Source organism: Rubellimicrobium aerolatum, assembly GCF_017872975.1.
Classification (GTDB): domain Bacteria; phylum Pseudomonadota; class Alphaproteobacteria; order Rhodobacterales; family Rhodobacteraceae; genus Rubellimicrobium; species Rubellimicrobium aerolatum.
This window is the reverse complement of sequence record NZ_JAGGJP010000001.1, coordinates 1-15,444: the sequence shown is the minus strand read 5'-3', so window position 1 is coordinate 15,444 and position 15,444 is coordinate 1. Positions and strand designations below refer to the sequence as shown.

The following is a 15,444-nucleotide window of genomic DNA, read 5'->3' as shown; positions in this document are numbered from 1 at the left end:
ATCTGACCGTGGAACGAATTAACGACAAATACGGATATGCCGATTGGCATAACACGAGGTTAGGTCGTGGGATCCCATGTGGCGCGGGAGGTGGCCGCGATCAGTTCCTTCTTGAAGCGGGTCACGGCGTAGTCCGCGAAGCTCGACAAGGGTCGGCCCTCGCGCGTCACGACCCATGCCGTGATCGAGGCCGCCTCCTTCAGCGGTCGTCGCGTGATCCCCGGCATGTAGATTTCGGCCACCGAGAACTCGTCGATGACAGCGACACCCAGCCCGTGCCGGACGAGGCTGACCACGGTCTGCGCAAATCGGCCCCGCATGGTGTAGCGCGGCGCGACGTCGGCCTCCCGGAAGGGGGCGGCCAGCGCGGCGCCGTAGGGATCGCCCGGCTCCACCCCCACGAAGGGCTCGCGCGCGAGGTCATGGACCGAGATGACGTCCTTCCGCGCGAGCGGGTGCCCGTCCGGCACGATGGCGACGATCCGGCCCCGGGCCAGGGGCTCGTTCGACAGCGCCGGGTTGTCGATCGCCGAGGACATGATGACGAACTCGCCCCGCTCCAGCAGGAGGTAGTCCATGGCCTCCTCGACCTTGAGGATGTTGAGATCGATGAACAGGTCGGGAAAGCGGCCGCGGATGCTGCGTACGGCCCGCGCGGCGATGAACTGGGCGATCGACGGGGCACAGGCGAAGGACAGCGTGACGTCCTCCCCCTTTGACAAGGCACCCAGCGCCAAGTTCAGGTTCTCCATCTGGCGATGGACTTGATGCACCATCTCGAAGATGGACCCGGCCTCGCGCGCCGGGACGAAGAGCCCGGCCTTGCGCTCGAAAAGCCGCAGTCCCAGGCTCTCCTCGGTGTGCTTGATCAAGCGGGATATGCCGGGGGCCGACACCCCCAGCAGCGTCGCGGCACCTTGGATGGTTCCGGCGATCATGACCGCCCGGATAACCTCGACCTGTCGGAGAGTGAGTTCGCGCATAAGGGCAGACTAGCGCAAGGCGGGCGGGCAAGGGAGACCGAAGAGGCCCTCCACTCAGGTCTCGCAGACGTCTGCCGAAGGAAGGTGGCGAAGCTCACAACCGCTCTGACCGTAAAAGGCACCATGGCCTGCTGCCGGTTTCGCGGACACGACGGTGAGATCGTGACCTTGGAACTGGAGAGTGCCGATAAGGCGGAAGTTCAGCCGCGAGTTCAAGCTTGAAGCGGTGAAGCTGGTGAGGGAGCGCGGTGTATCGGTTGCGCAGGCCTGCCGTGACCTGGATGTTGGTGAGAGCGCGCTCCGGCGCTGGATGCGGGAGTTGGCGGAGGCGCCTGCGAACGCCTCCCTTGGCCAGGGGCATATGCGCTTCGAGCAGGCTGGAGTTTCAGCGCTGAAGAAAGAGGTCGCCCGGCTCAAGGCGGAGCGTGATATTCTAGAAAGGCGGCCGCGTTCTTCGCGAGGGAGTCGACATGAGACTCGCCTTCATCGCGAAGCACCGTAAGCGCCTCGCCCGCCCCCTATGTGGGGCAGCTTGACGTCTTTCTGAGGTGCCACGACATGAGCTCCTCGATCCGGCTTTTCGGATGGCCGTCAAGGAGGGCGCGGAGCGTCTCGGTGATGTGGTCGACCGGTTCACGTCGCTCGTCTTGCAGCTGGCGATAAGGGTGGCGAACATCGCCCAGTTCTTGGCGCCGACCTCGTGGCCTGCGAAGAGGGCGTTCTTGCGCGTGAGCGCGATGGGCCGGATCTTATTCTCGACCGGGTTGGTGTCGAGCTCCAGCCGGCCGTCCTCAGTGACCCGGCCGAGGCCCGGCCAGAGGCCGAGGGTGTAGCGGATGTCCTCGGCCAGGGCCGAGGCTTTGGGAAGACGCGAGAGCTGCGCCTCCAGCCAGGGACGGAAGGCGGCGACGATCGGCGCAGAGAACTCGCGCCGCGCGGCGAGACGGGCATCCGGGCCGAAACCTCGGACCGAGGCCTCAATGGCGTAGAGCGCGGCGATCTGGCGGAGGGCCTCCTCGGCGATCGGCGAACCGTCGTGCTCCAGCCGCTTCACGAAGCGGCGGCGCACATGGGTCCAGCAGTTCACTAGCACCCAAGGCCCCTCGGGCCGGTCAATGCCGGTCAGCGCATCATAGGCGCCATAGCCGTCGCATTGCAGGATGCGTCCACGGTAGCCGGCGAGGAAGGCCACGGCGTGGGTCCCGCCCCGGCCGGGAGCGTAGTGGAACATCACGACCGGCGGCCTGGCCGCGCCGTGTCCACGGTCGTCCGCGACGATGGTCTAAAAGAACCCGGTCTTCGTTCGTCGTCGCCCCGGGTCCAGCACTGGGGCGCGGGTCTCGTCCATGAAGATCCGATCTGCGGCCTTTGAATGCTCGCGCATGTGCGCGACGATGGGCTTGAGGTGGAAGCAGGCGCGGCCAACCCAGTTGCCAAGCATGGCGCGGACCAGGGTATTGCCCTGCCGGGTGTATATCTCGGCCTGGCGGCAAAGGGGGAGATGGTCCCCGAACTTCGCCACGATGATCTGCGCAATCAGTGCCTCGGTCGGCAGCCCTCCGGGCACGACGTGCTCGGGGGCATGCGCCTGGGCCATCGCCGAGGAGCAGCGGCGGCAAGCGTAGCGCGGACGCCGGGTCACCAGCACCCGCTACTGCGCCGGCACGATGTCGAGCCGCTCGGAGACATCTTCCCCGATCTTCGTCATCTCGCCGCAGCCGCAGGAGCAGAGGGTGCTCTCGGGCTCGATCACCCGTTCGATCCGCGGCAGATGCCTGGGCAGGTGGCCACGGTTGCGGTTGGCAGGACGCTCCTCATCGACAGCGCGGTCCTTCAGGGCACGGCGGGCCTTCTCCTGTGCCGCCTCCAGGATGCCCTGCGCGATCTCGACGTCCTCGAGTGGCAGGTTGAACTGCTCGGGATCGAGCTTCTCGGACTTGGCCCCGAAGCGCTCGCGGCGCAGCTCGGCGACGATACTCTCCAGCCGCTGCCGAGCCTCGATCGCCTCCGCCAATGTCGCCTCGGTCTCGGCGAGGCGCGCGTTCAGGCGGGCGTTCTCTTCGGCCAGGGCAGCGTCATTCAAATGTTGGATCAAGCACATGGCCAGTCCGAAGGCCATGCCGAACGACGCCCCCGAGTCACTCCACCGCAGCTACCCGGCTGCCTGTGGTCGCCGCGCCGCCTCAGGCCGGACCTGCCGCCAGTCCAGCCCCTCGAACAGCGCCGAGATCTGCGCCGACGACATCCGCATTACCCCGTCCCGCACTTGGAGCCAGACGAACTTGCCGCCCTCAAGCCGCTTGTGAACGAGCACCATCCCGGTACGGTCCCAGATCAGCACCTTGATCCGATCCCCGCGCTTGGAGCGGAAAACGGAGGCTGCGCCGCTGAACGGGTCAAGCTCGAAGAGCTCCTGCACCACCAGCGCCAGCCCATCCATGCCCTTGCGGAGGTCGATCGGCCGCATCGCCACGCAGACCCGAAGCTGCCCATGCGGCGCGATCATCGGGCCGCCGCCCGTGCGGATCGGATCACCCGCGCCAGATGCGCCTCGTCAGTCCCGGGCACCGCGCGGATCGTTACATCGTCGACGATTGTCTCGATGACAGTGCCGGAGGACGGCGGCGCCTGGTAGGGGATTGCGGGTCCGACGGCCTTCGGATCCACCACCACCGGAGCAATGGACGTGCCGCCCACCCGTCCTGCCTCGGCAGCATCTCCAGCGAGCCCGTGGTCCGCGGTCGGCGCCAGTCGTAGATATGCCATCGCGTCGTCCCGTGCCGCCGCGCCACCTCGGCCACTCGGGCGCCCGGCATCAGGCTCTCGACCACGATCCGGGCCTTCTCCGCTTCCGTCCACCGCCGCCGTCCGGTCCGCCCCTCGATCACCTCGAGGCGATCGGCAAAGCCATCCAAATAGCCGTCCATATCGACGTTCATCGCCATGACCACCAACGGATCAGTTGCATGGCTCAACCCTCAGCGGTAGGAGGGGAGCGGCAAAGCGCTTACGATCATTGAGCTCAGACTCGGTGTCATAGCTCTGTGAGGCGTTGGCAGTGTCGCGCTCGGGCTTCCATGCTTGGCTGCCCGGCCCGCGAGTGTTAATGCAATCGCGGACGAATGGCTAGCAGAGGTTATCAGCCGGAGCTTCCACAGGAGCGACCGCACCAAGGAGCGCGCCGGGTCTGGCACGATGTCCTGGCCGAAAGCATCGCATGCGGCCTGCATGGCGTAGAACTGCTGATGAAGGTGAACGGACTACGAGCCAGGCCGAGGCGCCGAGGAATGCCGAAGGACGACGACGCGCGCTCGGTCATTGCCGACAATCTTCTCGAACGCGACTTTCAAGCGGAGCGGCCCAACCAGAAGTGGCTGGCCGACTTCACCTACATCTGGACGGCTGAGACCTGGCACTACGTCGCGGTGGTGTTGGACCTTTTCCCGCGGCGGATCGCGGGCTGTTCGATGAAGGCCGAGCGAGACGCCCAGCTCGTCATGGACGCGCTAATGATGGCGATCTGGCGAAGAGGGAAGGCCGATGCCTTGCTTCATCACTCAGATCAGGGGAGCTAGGGGGGTCTCAAACGGTTGTCTCAACACCCCTGAAGTGGGAGGTTGCGATGACGACGAGGAAGAGGCGGTCGGCGCGATCGATACGAGAGGCGATGCGATCACCGGGCCGGCCTCCCGTGGCGCGACGCGAGCACCGACAGGTGTTCTGGTCGGCGGTTTTGGCGGGGCGCTCGAGCGAGGACGCTGCTGTGGATGCGGGAGTGTCGCCGCCTGTGGGAGCCAAGTGGTTCCGGGAGGCTGGCGACATGCCACCATCGCAACTCGCACCGTCGGCGAAGCCGCTTTCAGGGCGATACCTATCGTTCGTCGAGCGCGAAGAGATGGTGCTTCTCTACGTCGGAGGTGAAGGCACACGTGAGATCGCACGCCGGCTAGGATGAGCGCCCTCCACGATCTCCCGCGAGCTGTGCCGCAATGCGGACACGCGGAGCGGCGGTCTGGAGTACCGGGCAACAACGGCGCAGCGGCACGCGGACCGTTCCGCCCGTCGGCCAAAGGCGGCGAAGCTGGCGGTGAACGTGAGGCTGCGCGAGTATGTGCAGGATCGGCTCGCCGGCCGGATCGCCGCGCCGGGCGGTGATGGGATCCGGCCGGCGAGCGTGGCTTGGACGGGTCGGCGTGCCGGGCGTCGGCAGGATCGACGATGGGCGAAGGCTTGGAGCCCGGAGCAGATCGCGAGCCGGCTCCGGCTCGACTTCCCCGAGGACGAGACCATGCGTGTCAGCCACGAGGCCATCTGCCAGGCGCTCTACGTCCAAGGCCGAGACCCGCTGAAGCGCGAGCTCACGGCCTGTGTGCGCACGGGGCGGGCGCGTGTCCAGGGCCGTGGCAAGTCGTTTGTGACACCTGAGATCATGATAAGCGAGCGTCCGACGGAGGCCCACGACCGGACCGTGCCGGGGCACTGAGAAGGCGACCTGATCCTCGGGCTCGGCAGTTCGGCGATCGGCACGCTCGTCGAGCGCACCACGTGCTCCACCTTGCTGCTGCATCTGCCCCGGATGCTCGGCCACGGGGACGGGCCGCGGGTCAAGAATGGTCCCGCGCTCGCCGGCCATGGCGCCGAGGCGGTCCGCGATGCAATCGCGCAAACGATCACCACCTTACCCCAGCACATGCGCCGCTCGCTGACCTGGAACCAGGGAGCCGAGATGGCGAAGCACGACGAGTTACGCATCGAGACTGGGCTCGGCGTCGACTTCTGCGATCCTCAAGGCCCATGGCAGCGCGGATCCAACCAGAACACCAACAGGCTCCTGCGCCAGTACTTCCCGAAAGGGACGGACCTCAGCCAGCATGGACATGACGAACTCGACGCCGTCGCCGCGGCCCTCAATGGCAGGCCACGGAGGCCTCTCGGATGGAAGTCTCCCGCCGAAGCGCTGGACGAGGTGCTAGCCGCGACCTGATCTGGCCCCCGTTTCACCGGACACTCAGGCGGTTGCGGTTTGGGCGGCGATGAGCTCGCGAGGCGAGCGCATCGTCAGCCCGGAGTGCGGGTGGTGGGTGTTGGTGTCTTCGAACCAGGACGGGGAGCAATCCGAGGACGACCTCTGCGCTGGGAGCGGGGTCACCTGGACGTGGTCGCGCTTGAGGGTGCGCACAACGGCCTCGGAGATGCCGTTGCTTTGCGGGCTCTTCCCCGGCGTGAAGCAGGGCTTGAGGCCGAGCTGGCGGGCGAGGATGCGGGTGTCCTTGGCGGTGCAGGGCGAGCCGTTGTCGCTGAGCATCTCCACGAGTTGGGGGGGGCCGGCAGCCGCCGAAGCGCGTCTCGACGGCCTCCAGCATCATGTTTCGCACCTCCGAGCCGCCGATCCCCGCGTTCGCCACAGCCCGCCAAGCGATGACCTTGCCGTCGTGGGCGAGGCCCGGCCGCTCGGTGCAGTGGCGGGCCAGCAGGAGGCTGTGCGCCTGCATGATCCGATACACCCATGCGGAGCTTCTCGGCCGCCGACCAGCGGCGGCGCCGGCCGCCATCGGTGATGATCTCAGCGTCAGACACAAGCACGTGCTTGGGGCTGCCCTGAGCCTCCATGGTCATGCCCAGGTGCCCGGTCGAAACGGGGGCCAGTTCAGTCTCGGATTGCTCCCCACTTGGTTCGAAGACACCAACACCCACCACCCGCACTCCGGGCTGACGATGCGCTCGCCTCGCAAGTTCATCGCCGCCCAAACCGCAACCGCCTGAGTGTCCGGTGAAACGGGGGACGTTGGGATTATCCGTTTCGCATTGGCGTGACGCTAGGGATCGGGCAGGCCAGCCCTTAAGGGGGCGACGCGAGCTTGTCCGGCGTTGCGTTTGCGGCTTCGGACGACGGCACCCCCGCTTGGGGCGGGGGATCTGGTCGGTTTCGGTTGGTTGCGGGGGCAGGATTTGGACGATGGCGAACAAGCCTGCCCCTGGGCTGAGTAAGAGATAGGCCGTCGCTTTCATGCCGTGTCGCCCACTTCGCCAATCTGCTCTATCCAAGTCGCGGTCCGCCGTTCTCTCCTTCATAATGACGAGGCTCCTGTCCGTTATGAAGGAGTCGGCGGGCCGAAGCCCTTTAATATGATGATGCCCGCTTCGGATCTCGAGCTCTCACAGTTCAAGGCAGCCGCGTTCAGGCCGGCTCGGATTGCCGTGCGGCCTCGCTGACCTGAACCGTCCGCCCGACCTGGGCCGACCGGAGCGCGGCCTCGGCCAGCACCAGCGCCTGCCGCCCGTCCTCGAAGCCGACCTCGGGGGCCGTGCCCGTTTCCACGGCGTCGACGAAGGCGCCGATCTCGGCGGCGAAGGCCTCGCGGTAGCGGTCGATGAAGAAGTTCTGCAAGGGCGCGCCCTCGCCGGTCTGCGCCTGCGTGGACAGCACCATGTGATGAGCACGGATGTTCTCGGACTGCGCCATGCCGAGTGTGCCCAGCGCCTCGACGCGCTGGTCGTAGCCATAGACGGACTGGCGGGAGTTGGTGATGACCGCCTGCTTGCCGCTCGCCGTGGTCAGGGTGATGCTGACGGTATCGTAGTCGCCCAGCCGCTCCATCATCGCGGGGTCCACGAGGCGGGAGCCGGTGGCCTGCACCGCCACGACCTCCTCGCCCAGCACGAAGCGGGCCATGTCGAAGTCGTGGATGGTCATGTCGCGGAAGATGCCGCCCGAGACCTTGAGGTAGCCCTCGGGGGCGAGGCCGGGGTCGCGCGAGGTGATGACGACCTGATGGAGGTCGCCGATCCGGCCCGCCCGCACGGCGTCGCGGACGGCGCGGTGCGAGGGGTCGAAGCGGCGCACGAAGCCCAGCATGATCGGGACGGCCGTTCCGGCGATGCGGCGGGCGCAGGCGTCCACGCGGGCGAGGCTCAGGTCGATGGGCTTCTCGCAGAGCATGGGCTTGCCGGCCGCGACCGCCTTCTCGATCAGGTCGGCGTGGGTGGGGGTGGAGGTGGCGATCAGGATGGCGTCCACCTCGGGGGAGGCGAGGACCTCCTCGACGCTGCCGAAGGCGGGGACGCTGAGCCGGGCGCTCACGTCCGCTGCTGCGGCGTCGATCACGTCATAGACCCCGGCGAGGGTGGCGCGGGGGTGGGCGGCGATGTTCTCGGCGTGCATGCGGCCGATGCGGCCGACGCCCAGGACGGCGATGCGGATCATGGTGGTGTCTCCTTATTCCGCCGCTTGGGCGGAGCGTTGGGGGGCCGCGACCGTGAAGGCCGCGCGGAAGGATTCGAGGGCGGCCTGAGGGTCGCCGGAGGCCCAGGACTCGAGGCCCACGGGGCCGGTGTAGCCCATGGCGACGAGGGCGCGGGCGATGCCGGGCCAGTTCACCTCGCCGGTGCCGGGCTCCTGGCGGCCCGGCACGTCCGCGACCTGGATCTCGCCGATCCAGGGGAGGCACGTGCGGCACAGCTCGATCAGGTTCCCCTCGCCGATCTGGGCGTGGTAGAGATCCAGGTTCAGGCGCAGGCGCGGGTGGTCGATGGACGACACCAGCGCCAGCGTATCCTCGGCGCGGGCGAAGGGCACGCCGGGGTGGTCCACGGGGAGGTTCAGGTTCTCCAGCGTGAAGGTCACGCCCTCGGCCTCGGCGAGGTCCACGACCCGGCAGAGCGTGTCGCGCGCCTTGAGCCACATCGCCCCGGTGACGGTCTCGACGGGCCGGACGGGCAGGCCGCCCTCGCCGAGCCCGGTGCCGTGGAGGTTCAGGCGCTGGACGCCCAGGCGCTTGCCGACCTGCGCCGTCTCGCGCGCGGTCGCCAGCAGCTCGGCCGCGCCCTCGTCGTCGGTGAGGCGGCCGCGCAGGTAGCCGTTCATGATGGTGAAGGTCGCGCCGGTGCGTTCGAGCGCGGCGAGGTCGTGCTCGGGCCAGTTCCAGAGGCCGACGCCGAAGCCCATCTCGTGGAGGCGCGACGCGCGCCAGTCGATGGGGCGGTCGCGCCAGAGCATCTCTGCGCAGGCGGCAAGGGGGAAGGTCATGGGGGCTCCTCCGGGGGTCATTCGGCGGCGAGCGCCGGGGCGGCGTCGAGACCCGCCACGAAGCGGGCGAACTCGGCGTCGTCGATGGGGACGGCGTGGCGGGGATCGGGGTAGGCCCCAGAGTCCACGTCGGCGATGAATTCGCGGAACGCGGCGATGCGCTCCTGCTGGAGACGGTCGTAGTCGGCGCGGAAGTCGCGGTAGGTCTTGGCATGGCGGGGCTTGTGGCCCACCGTGTGGCCCAGCACGTCCTCGGCGAAGAGATACTGCGCGTCGGCGTGCGGGCCGGCGCCCATGCCGAGGAGGAGAAGCGGCGTGGACCGGGCGAGGACGGCGGCGACGCGGTCAGGGACGACCTCCAGCTCGGCCCCGAAGGCGCCGATGGACTCCAGCCGCTTGACCTCGTTCCAGACGTGGCGGGCCTCGGCGGCGGTCTTGCCGACGGCGCGGTAGCCGGTCCAGGTGACACACGACGGGATCAGGCCCACGTGGCCGACGACGGGCAGGTGGTTGTCGCAGAGCGCCTTCTGGATGTCATGGGAGGCCGCGCAGTAGAAGCAGTCCCCGCCCATGGCCGCGAAGCGGAAGGCGGCGCGGAGGTGGTCCTCGGCGGTGGCCAGCGTCCCGAAGGGGCCGTAGGGCAGGCCCACCTGCACGAAGCAGCCGCCCGCCGCCTCGCGCATCTCGGGCGAGAAGAAGCGGCCCTCGATGGACAGCAGGTCGATGCCGGCCGCATCGGCGGCGGCGGCCTCCTCGGGGGTGGTGACGTAGAGCATCGACAGCTTGCGGCCTTGGGCCTTCAGGGCGCGGAGGTCGGCGACGGTGGGGCGCTTGCGGGTCATGACGGGGTCCTTGGAGGTCAGAGGCCGACCAGCACCCGCCCGCCCTCGACGCGGACGGGGTGGGTGCGGAGGTTCACGCAGGCGGGCGCGCGCTTGGCCTGGCCGGTGCGGTAGTCGAAGGTCGCGTTGTGCTTGGGGCATTCGATGACGTGGTCCATCACGAGGCCACCGGCGAGGTGGACGTTCTCGTGGGTGCACATCCCGTCGGTGCAGAAGAAGTCGCCCTCGGGCGAGCGGTAGATCGCGAAGGTGCGGCCGTCGTGATCCCAGCGGATCACGTCCTCCTCGTCGATGTCGGCGGTGGCGCAGGCGTCCACCCAGGTCAGGGCTTCAAGGGCGGCGGTGGCGGGCATGGGGCGGGTCTCCTTCGGGTTGGTGTCACGCGGGCTTCTCTCGGCCCGTGCGGACAGATTCGCAGGAAAGGGTTGACGGCGGGTGTCGGCAACGAACGCTCGGGGGGCACTTCGCGCAACACTCTTGACAGCTCCGGCGACCTGTGGGCCAGACCCGGCGCGGTCGGCCGCAGGCGATGGGATCGCGTCCTGCATCAGGCCGGCACGGGCTCGGCGCTCGGCCCCGGAGCCTGGCCCGGCTGGTCCGGGACGTGCAGCCCGCAGTCCTCCCAGCGGCCCGAGCCGTTGGAGCGCACCGCCGCCGCGACGAAGGCGACGCCGGCGGCGGCGTCCCGGACGGTCGGATAGGCGAGCATCCCGTCGGGAAGCGCGCGGCCGGTCCGGCGGGCCTCCACCGCGAGGCCGAGCTCTGTGTAAAGGTTGGCCCAGGCTTCGAGGATGCCCTCGGGGCAGCCGCGCGGCATCCGGGCGAGGCGGCGGGCCTCCGGGTGCAGGCCGCCAGCAAAGCCGGACTGGTAGCGCTGCGCCGGGGCATCGAAAGGCGTCACGGTCAGCTCGTCGCCCCGCTCCTGGTTCCAGTCGAGGGCGGCCTTGGTGCCGAAGACCCGCAGCCGCAGCCCGCACTGGTTGCCCACGGCGGCCTGGCTCACCATCAGGGTCCCCGGCACGGATCCGAAGCGCATCTGGCAGAAGGCGGTATCCTCCAGGTCCTTCGGCTCGCCGGAGACGTGGAAGTCGGCGCGCACGCGTGTTGCTGGCCGACCGGTGACGAAGCTCGCGAGGTGGACCGCATGGGTCCCGATGTCGCCGGTGGTGAAGCTGCCTCCCGAGCGGGCCGGATCGACCCGCCAGGGCTGCCGGCCCCCGGCATCGGCGATGAGGGTCGCCGCGAACTCCTGGAAGTATTCGACGTGGATCTGCCGCAGATCGCCCAGCTCGCCGGCGCGGATCATGGCGCGGGCCTGCCGGACCATGGAATAGGCCGCGTAGGCGTAGGTCACGCCGAAGACGAGGCCGGAGGTCCGCTGCGCCTCCACGAGCCGCAGCGCGTCGTCCAGGCTGGGCGCGAGGGGCTTGTCGCAGATGACGTCGATGCCCTGGGCCAGGAAGGCCTCGGCCACGGGCGCGTGCAGGTGGTTGGGCGTCACGATGGCGACGGCGTCGATGCCCTGCGGGTGCGCCGCTTCGGCGCGGGCCATGGCGCGGAAGTCGTCGTAGGTCCGGTCAGGGGGCAGCAGCCAGTCCCGGCCGGATTGCCGCGCCCGGTCGGGGTCGGAGGACAGGGCGCCGGCCACGACCTCCCACCGGCCCGAGAGGCGCGCGGCCTGGGCGTGGATGGTCCCGATGAAGGCACCGGCGCCGCCGCCCACGAAGCCCAGCCGCATGAGCCGGGATGGCGGTGGGAACGGCATGAAGGATTGAGAGGTCACGGACGCATCCTGGGCTGGACGAGAGGGAGAAGCCGGCCCCGGGGAAGACCCGAGGCCGGCGGTCGGCCTGTCAGCGGGCGCCGGCCGCCACGCCGGCAAGGGTCGCCGCGATGTTGGTGCTGTCCACGATGCCGGGCCCGGTCAGGATCGGCGCGGTGGGCACGTCGAGGCCATAGTTGACGTAGCCGTTCAGGAGCGACACCGCGAGATAGCCCTGGAGGTAGGGCTGCTGGTCGATGGCGAAGAGCTGGTCGCCCGCGGCGATGCGGTCGAGCGTGCCCTTGTTCATGTCGAAGGTGCCGAGCGCGACCGTCTCGCCCACGCCGGCCTGGCTGACCGCGATGGCGGCGCTGTCGGCGTCGCCCGCGCTGATGGTGATCAGGCCGTCGATGGTCGTGTCCTCAAGAAGCGCGGCCTTGATCGCCTGGGCGACGGCGGTGGGGTTGCCGAAGCTGCTCGCGGGGAGGGGGAGCTGGGTGGACGCGCCGCCGTTCGCGGCCATCCCCTCGGCGATGCCGGCACAGCGGGCTTCGAGGCTCGCGGCACCGGGGATGGTGTTGACGCAGACGACGTTCGTGGCGCCGTGTTCGGCGAAGTAGGCGCCGCCCGCGCGCCCGGCCTCGGTGTCGTCGCTGCCGATGTAGTTCATGGCGCCCAGGCGGTCGGACGCCGCCATGCCGCCGGCGTTGTAGACGATCACCGGCACGCCCGCCTCGACCGCGGCCTTGAAGGCCTCGTCCATCGCCTCTGGCACCCAGTTCGGGGCGACGATGGCATCGGGGTTCTGGCTGATGGCGGTGCGGATGAGGTCGGCCGCGTCGGCGCCGAGGTTGTCGTAGTTCTGTGGCCCGAGCCAGGTGACGGTGCCACCCTGCGCCGTCACGACCTGGCCCGCATCCTCGGCGCCGCGCTTGACGATGGACCAGAACGGGTCGTCGGACTTGCCGCCGATGACGAAGATGTCCGCGCCGTCCTGCGCGATGGCGGGAACCGTGGCCCCCACGAGCGCCGCCCCGGCGAGAAGCGCGGCCCAAAGGCCCTTGTTGGTGGTCATGTCAGTCCTTCCTCCCTGTTGCCGTCGGTACGACGGCGCTTTGCAGCCCTTTGCGGGCCTTCCTTGGGCCGGCGCGCCGCAGGGCGCGTCCGGCGGATCCTTGCGTCCCCTTCCCCTGGGGCGCGCCGGGCCGGAGGGTGCCTCCTCGCGTCCCTTCGGCCCGTTTCCGACCTATTCGGCCGGGGTCGGCGTGTTCTTCTTGCGGTTCATCCGCTCGACCTTGCGCTGGAAACGGGCGTCCATGCGGGCCTCGGCTTCCTTGGAGCCGTCGTGCCAAGTGCCGAACCACTGATCGAGCGGGATGAGCCCGTCGCCGCCGTAGTTCACCTCGAAATGCTTGTGGTGGAGGTAATGGGCGTAGGCGTGGCCATCGAGGAGCGTGTCCTCGGTGATCTCGAGCCGGTGGAAGCCCAGATGGCCGTTCACCGCCCCGAAACCGGCCATGTGGAGCTGGAACAGAGCCACGATCGGGTTCGAGGGAATCACGAGGTGCCAGAGCGCGACGGCGTGGTAGAGGAACGCCTCCACGGGGTGCATCGACAGCGACGACCAGGGCGAGGGGTTCACCGAGTTGTGGTGGACCGAATGGATCCAGCGGTAGAGCGGGCCCCAGTGGATCAGCCGGTGGATGCAGAAAAAGTGCACCTCGTGAATCGCGGGGGCAACAAGCACCAGGAGCGCGAGGTAGACGGGGTGGTCGGCCCAGCTCAGCCACGGGACGTAGCCGTTGGCGAAGCACCAGAGGAACAGCACCTCCACCGCCGTCCAGAGCGGGATCGATATGAAGAAGCTGCGCAGGAAATTGTCGATGTTCTGGCTCTGGAACCAGAACACGTCCGAGGGCTGATCGGCCGGGAACTTGCCATTGTACTTGAACCGCGTCTCCTGCGCGCGCTTCACGTAGAAGCGCAGCTCGAAGATCCCGTAGAAGACGAAGATCGCCGCCGCGTTCACCGCGTAGAGCCAGAGCGCCCAGCCCCAGGACAGGGTCTGCATGGTCGCGACATCGGGGATGACGAGGTACCAGTATGCCAGCGCCGTCGCCATGTGGAAGGCGTTCCAGGGCCAGACATAATCCAACACGAAGCGCCCGAGGTCGCGCAAGGTCCAGGCGCCCCGCCAGAACGGCGGCAGCGCGATGGGATCGTGCGGGGTGAAGTCGCCCCGCTTGTTGCGCTTGCCGTAGTCCAGATCGTTCATGGTCGAGCCTCCCTCAACGCCGGTCGGTTCACGTGGGGGTCGTTGTCGCCAGTGGCGCCCAAGGGAACGTCTCGGCCGTGACATGGCCAAACGTTCCTTCTGTCGACGGCGCAAGGCCGTCATCCCCATGCGATGCTATCGGCAATCTCTCGTGCGCGGGCCGCGTCTTTGTCCGGCATCAGTCTTTGCCTGTGTTAGCGTTGACAGGCGCGCCTGCGAAGACGAAGGATTGAGAAGGCCTTCTTTTATTGCATTCCCTTCATAGGGCCAAAGCCGGCCTGAAGGGTTCTTTCAGGGAGCGCCCGGATGGTCCGCCGCGCCACGATTGACGACTTGGCCGAGGCCGCCGGGGTCAGCATCTCCACCATCGACCGGGTGCTGAACGGCCGCGCCAAGGTGCGCCCGGCGACCGCCGAGAAGGTGCTGGCCGCCGCAGAGGCCATCGGCTTCTACGCCACGCCTGTCCTGCGCGATCGCCTGGGCGTGGGTCGTCCGGTCCGGCGTCTGGGCGTGCTGCTCCTTCAGTCGAACCGCACCTTCTATCGGCTGGTCGCTCAGGCGCTGCGGGACGCCGCGGCGGCCGATCCGGGCGTGGCGCTTGAGGTGGAGCATCTCGATGACCTCTCACCCGAGGCGGTCGCCGCACGCATGACCGAGATGGGCCAGCGCGTCGAGGCGTTGGCAGTGGTCTCGGCCGAGCATCCACGCGTAACCGACGCCGTGGAGAGACTTGCCGAACGAGGGGTTCGGACGGTGGCGCTCATCTCCACCCTCACCGCGCCTTCGGGTGTGACCTATGTCGGGCTCGACCATCGAAAGGTGGGGCGCACTGCGGGATGGGCTTTTGCCCACATCTGCCGCAAGCCCGGCCGCATCGGCGTCCTCGTGGGCAGCCCGCGCTACCGGAACCAGGAGATGAACGAGTCGGGCTTTCGCAGCTACCTGCGCGAGCATGCGTCGGATTTCATCGTGCTCGAGCCCATCCCCACGTTCGAGGATAAAGTGGTCGCCCGCGAAATGACCGCACAGCTCCTCGCCCGCGAGCCTGACCTTGCGGGGCTTTTCGTCTCGGGAGGCGGGATCAGCGGGGTGCTCGTGGCTCTCCAGGAGGCGAGCCGGCGGGACATCGTCGTCGTGGGCTACGACCGAATCGAGCCGACGGTGAACGGCCTTATCGATGGGGCCCTCACGCTCGTGATCGCGCACCCGCTCCAGCGGCTCGCATCGGAGTGCCTCGGCGCCCTTTCGGAGTGCATGGAGGACCCTTCACGGCGGCCGCCAGATCGCCTCATCCCCTTTGACATCATAACGGCCGAGAACCTGTAGGCGAGCACCGAGAACGAGGCACGAGGACGCGTGGGGGACGCCGGACGATGAAGGCGAGGCTTCACGGCGCCTGACGGCATGGCCTTCCAGACGGGTCAGCTGCGGCGGACAGGACTGATCCTGAACGGCGCGAGACGGGTGGCCCGCAGGGAGAGCCCGGCGGTCCTCACCCTGCGTCGCGCTTTGCGATCCAGTCGTGATCGGGGTCGTTCTGGAAGCGCCACTGGCGG

At 68.5% G+C, this 15,444-nt stretch carries 12 protein-coding genes and 5 pseudogenes; 5 read left to right on the top strand and 12 right to left on the bottom strand.

The features are described 5' to 3' along the window. Positions 1–59 precede the first annotated feature (59 nt). The gene (locus J2Z33_RS00085; protein ID WP_209836626.1) at positions 60–983 is read right to left on the bottom strand and encodes a LysR family transcriptional regulator; all 924 of its coding nucleotides are present in this window, start codon (positions 981–983) and stop codon (positions 60–62) included. Between the two features lie 187 nt (positions 984–1,170). Here J2Z33_RS00085 and J2Z33_RS00080 point away from each other — a divergent pair. Next, positions 1,171–1,483 (top strand): annotated as a pseudogene (locus J2Z33_RS00080) (transposase); the annotation flags it as partial. Positions 1,484–1,501: 18 nt separating this feature from the next. Here J2Z33_RS00080 and tnpC read toward each other — a convergent pair. The 3 genes and pseudogenes from tnpC to J2Z33_RS00065 form a co-directional block, all read right to left on the bottom strand. Continuing rightward, positions 1,502–3,084 (bottom strand): annotated as a pseudogene (gene tnpC / locus J2Z33_RS00075) (IS66 family transposase). A gap of 51 nt (positions 3,085–3,135) precedes the next feature. Further along, positions 3,136–3,489, bottom strand: a complete 354-nt coding sequence (tnpB, locus tag J2Z33_RS00070) for an IS66 family insertion sequence element accessory protein TnpB (protein WP_209836621.1) — start codon at positions 3,487–3,489, stop codon at positions 3,136–3,138. 73 nt (positions 3,490–3,562) lie between these two features. Further along, on the bottom strand, positions 3,563–3,910 hold the full coding sequence (locus J2Z33_RS00065) for a transposase (protein ID WP_245218401.1): 348 nt from the start codon (positions 3,908–3,910) through the stop codon (positions 3,563–3,565). Positions 3,911–4,023: 113 nt separating this feature from the next. Here J2Z33_RS00065 and J2Z33_RS18105 point away from each other — a divergent pair. Both J2Z33_RS18105 and J2Z33_RS00055 read left to right on the top strand, forming a co-directional pair. After that, positions 4,024–4,555 (top strand): annotated as a pseudogene (locus tag J2Z33_RS18105) (IS3 family transposase); the annotation flags it as partial. A gap of 50 nt (positions 4,556–4,605) precedes the next feature. Continuing rightward, a pseudogene (locus J2Z33_RS00055) lies at positions 4,606–5,967 on the top strand (IS30 family transposase). Positions 5,968–5,991: 24 nt separating this feature from the next. On the opposite strand, the pseudogene J2Z33_RS00050 reads toward J2Z33_RS00055, so the two are convergent. Continuing rightward, a pseudogene (locus J2Z33_RS00050) lies at positions 5,992–6,514 on the bottom strand (integrase core domain-containing protein); the annotation flags it as partial. Here J2Z33_RS00050 and J2Z33_RS18605 point away from each other — a divergent pair. Continuing rightward, entirely contained in the window at positions 6,474–6,746 is a 273-nt protein-coding gene (locus J2Z33_RS18605) for an integrase core domain-containing protein (protein WP_209837513.1), read from the top strand. The pseudogene J2Z33_RS00050 and the gene J2Z33_RS18605 overlap by 41 nt on opposite strands. 415 nt (positions 6,747–7,161) lie before the next feature. Here J2Z33_RS18605 and iolG read toward each other — a convergent pair whose 3' ends face one another. The 7 genes from iolG to J2Z33_RS00010 form a co-directional block, all read right to left on the bottom strand. Further along, the gene (gene iolG, locus J2Z33_RS00040) at positions 7,162–8,187 is read right to left on the bottom strand and encodes an inositol 2-dehydrogenase (protein ID WP_209836615.1); all 1,026 of its coding nucleotides are present in this window, start codon (positions 8,185–8,187) and stop codon (positions 7,162–7,164) included. 12 nt (positions 8,188–8,199) lie between these two features. Beyond that, positions 8,200–9,009, bottom strand: coding sequence for a TIM barrel protein (locus tag J2Z33_RS00035; RefSeq protein WP_209836613.1), 810 nt, complete (start codon positions 9,007–9,009; stop codon positions 8,200–8,202). A gap of 17 nt (positions 9,010–9,026) precedes the next feature. After that, a complete protein-coding gene (locus J2Z33_RS00030) occupies positions 9,027–9,851 on the bottom strand; it encodes a 3-methyl-2-oxobutanoate hydroxymethyltransferase (protein ID WP_209836611.1) in 825 nt (274 codons plus the stop codon). Positions 9,852–9,868: 17 nt separating this feature from the next. Then, positions 9,869–10,204, bottom strand: coding sequence for a MocE family 2Fe-2S type ferredoxin (locus J2Z33_RS00025; protein ID WP_209836609.1), 336 nt, complete (start codon positions 10,202–10,204; stop codon positions 9,869–9,871). 194 nt (positions 10,205–10,398) lie between these two features. After that, the gene (locus J2Z33_RS00020) at positions 10,399–11,634 is read right to left on the bottom strand and encodes a Gfo/Idh/MocA family protein (RefSeq protein ID WP_342454093.1); all 1,236 of its coding nucleotides are present in this window, start codon (positions 11,632–11,634) and stop codon (positions 10,399–10,401) included. A 70-nt stretch (positions 11,635–11,704) separates the two neighbouring features. Then, complete coding sequence (locus J2Z33_RS00015; RefSeq protein ID WP_209836607.1) at positions 11,705–12,688, bottom strand: sugar ABC transporter substrate-binding protein; 984 nt, start codon at positions 12,686–12,688, stop codon at positions 11,705–11,707. Between the two features lie 171 nt (positions 12,689–12,859). Then, on the bottom strand, positions 12,860–13,888 hold the full coding sequence (locus J2Z33_RS00010) for a sterol desaturase family protein (RefSeq protein ID WP_245218353.1): 1,029 nt from the start codon (positions 13,886–13,888) through the stop codon (positions 12,860–12,862). Between the two features lie 306 nt (positions 13,889–14,194). Between J2Z33_RS00010 and J2Z33_RS00005 the strand changes: the two genes are divergently transcribed. Further along, entirely contained in the window at positions 14,195–15,214 is a 1,020-nt protein-coding gene (locus J2Z33_RS00005) for a LacI family DNA-binding transcriptional regulator (protein ID WP_209836602.1), read from the top strand. Positions 15,215–15,444: the final 230 nt, after the last annotated feature.

Bases quoted from the DNA above. Each gene is read 5' to 3' on its own strand.
- J2Z33_RS00085 (WP_209836626.1), bottom strand. From the start codon at position 983: ATGCGCGAACTCACTCTCCGACAGGTCGAGGTTATCCGGGCGGTCATG.
- tnpB (WP_209836621.1), bottom strand. From the start codon at position 3,489: ATGATCGCGCCGCATGGGCAGCTTCGGGTCTGCGTGGCGATGCGGCCG.
- J2Z33_RS00065 (WP_245218401.1), bottom strand. From the start codon at position 3,910: ATGGACGGCTATTTGGATGGCTTTGCCGATCGCCTCGAGGTGATCGAG.
- J2Z33_RS18605 (WP_209837513.1), top strand. From the start codon at position 6,474: ATGATCCGATACACCCATGCGGAGCTTCTCGGCCGCCGACCAGCGGCG.
- iolG (WP_209836615.1), bottom strand. From the start codon at position 8,187: ATGATCCGCATCGCCGTCCTGGGCGTCGGCCGCATCGGCCGCATGCAC.
- J2Z33_RS00035 (WP_209836613.1), bottom strand. From the start codon at position 9,009: ATGACCTTCCCCCTTGCCGCCTGCGCAGAGATGCTCTGGCGCGACCGC.
- J2Z33_RS00030 (WP_209836611.1), bottom strand. From the start codon at position 9,851: ATGACCCGCAAGCGCCCCACCGTCGCCGACCTCCGCGCCCTGAAGGCC.
- J2Z33_RS00025 (WP_209836609.1), bottom strand. From the start codon at position 10,204: ATGCCCGCCACCGCCGCCCTTGAAGCCCTGACCTGGGTGGACGCCTGC.
- J2Z33_RS00015 (WP_209836607.1), bottom strand. From the start codon at position 12,688: ATGACCACCAACAAGGGCCTTTGGGCCGCGCTTCTCGCCGGGGCGGCG.
- J2Z33_RS00010 (WP_245218353.1), bottom strand. From the start codon at position 13,888: ATGAACGATCTGGACTACGGCAAGCGCAACAAGCGGGGCGACTTCACC.
- J2Z33_RS00005 (WP_209836602.1), top strand. From the start codon at position 14,195: ATGGTCCGCCGCGCCACGATTGACGACTTGGCCGAGGCCGCCGGGGTC.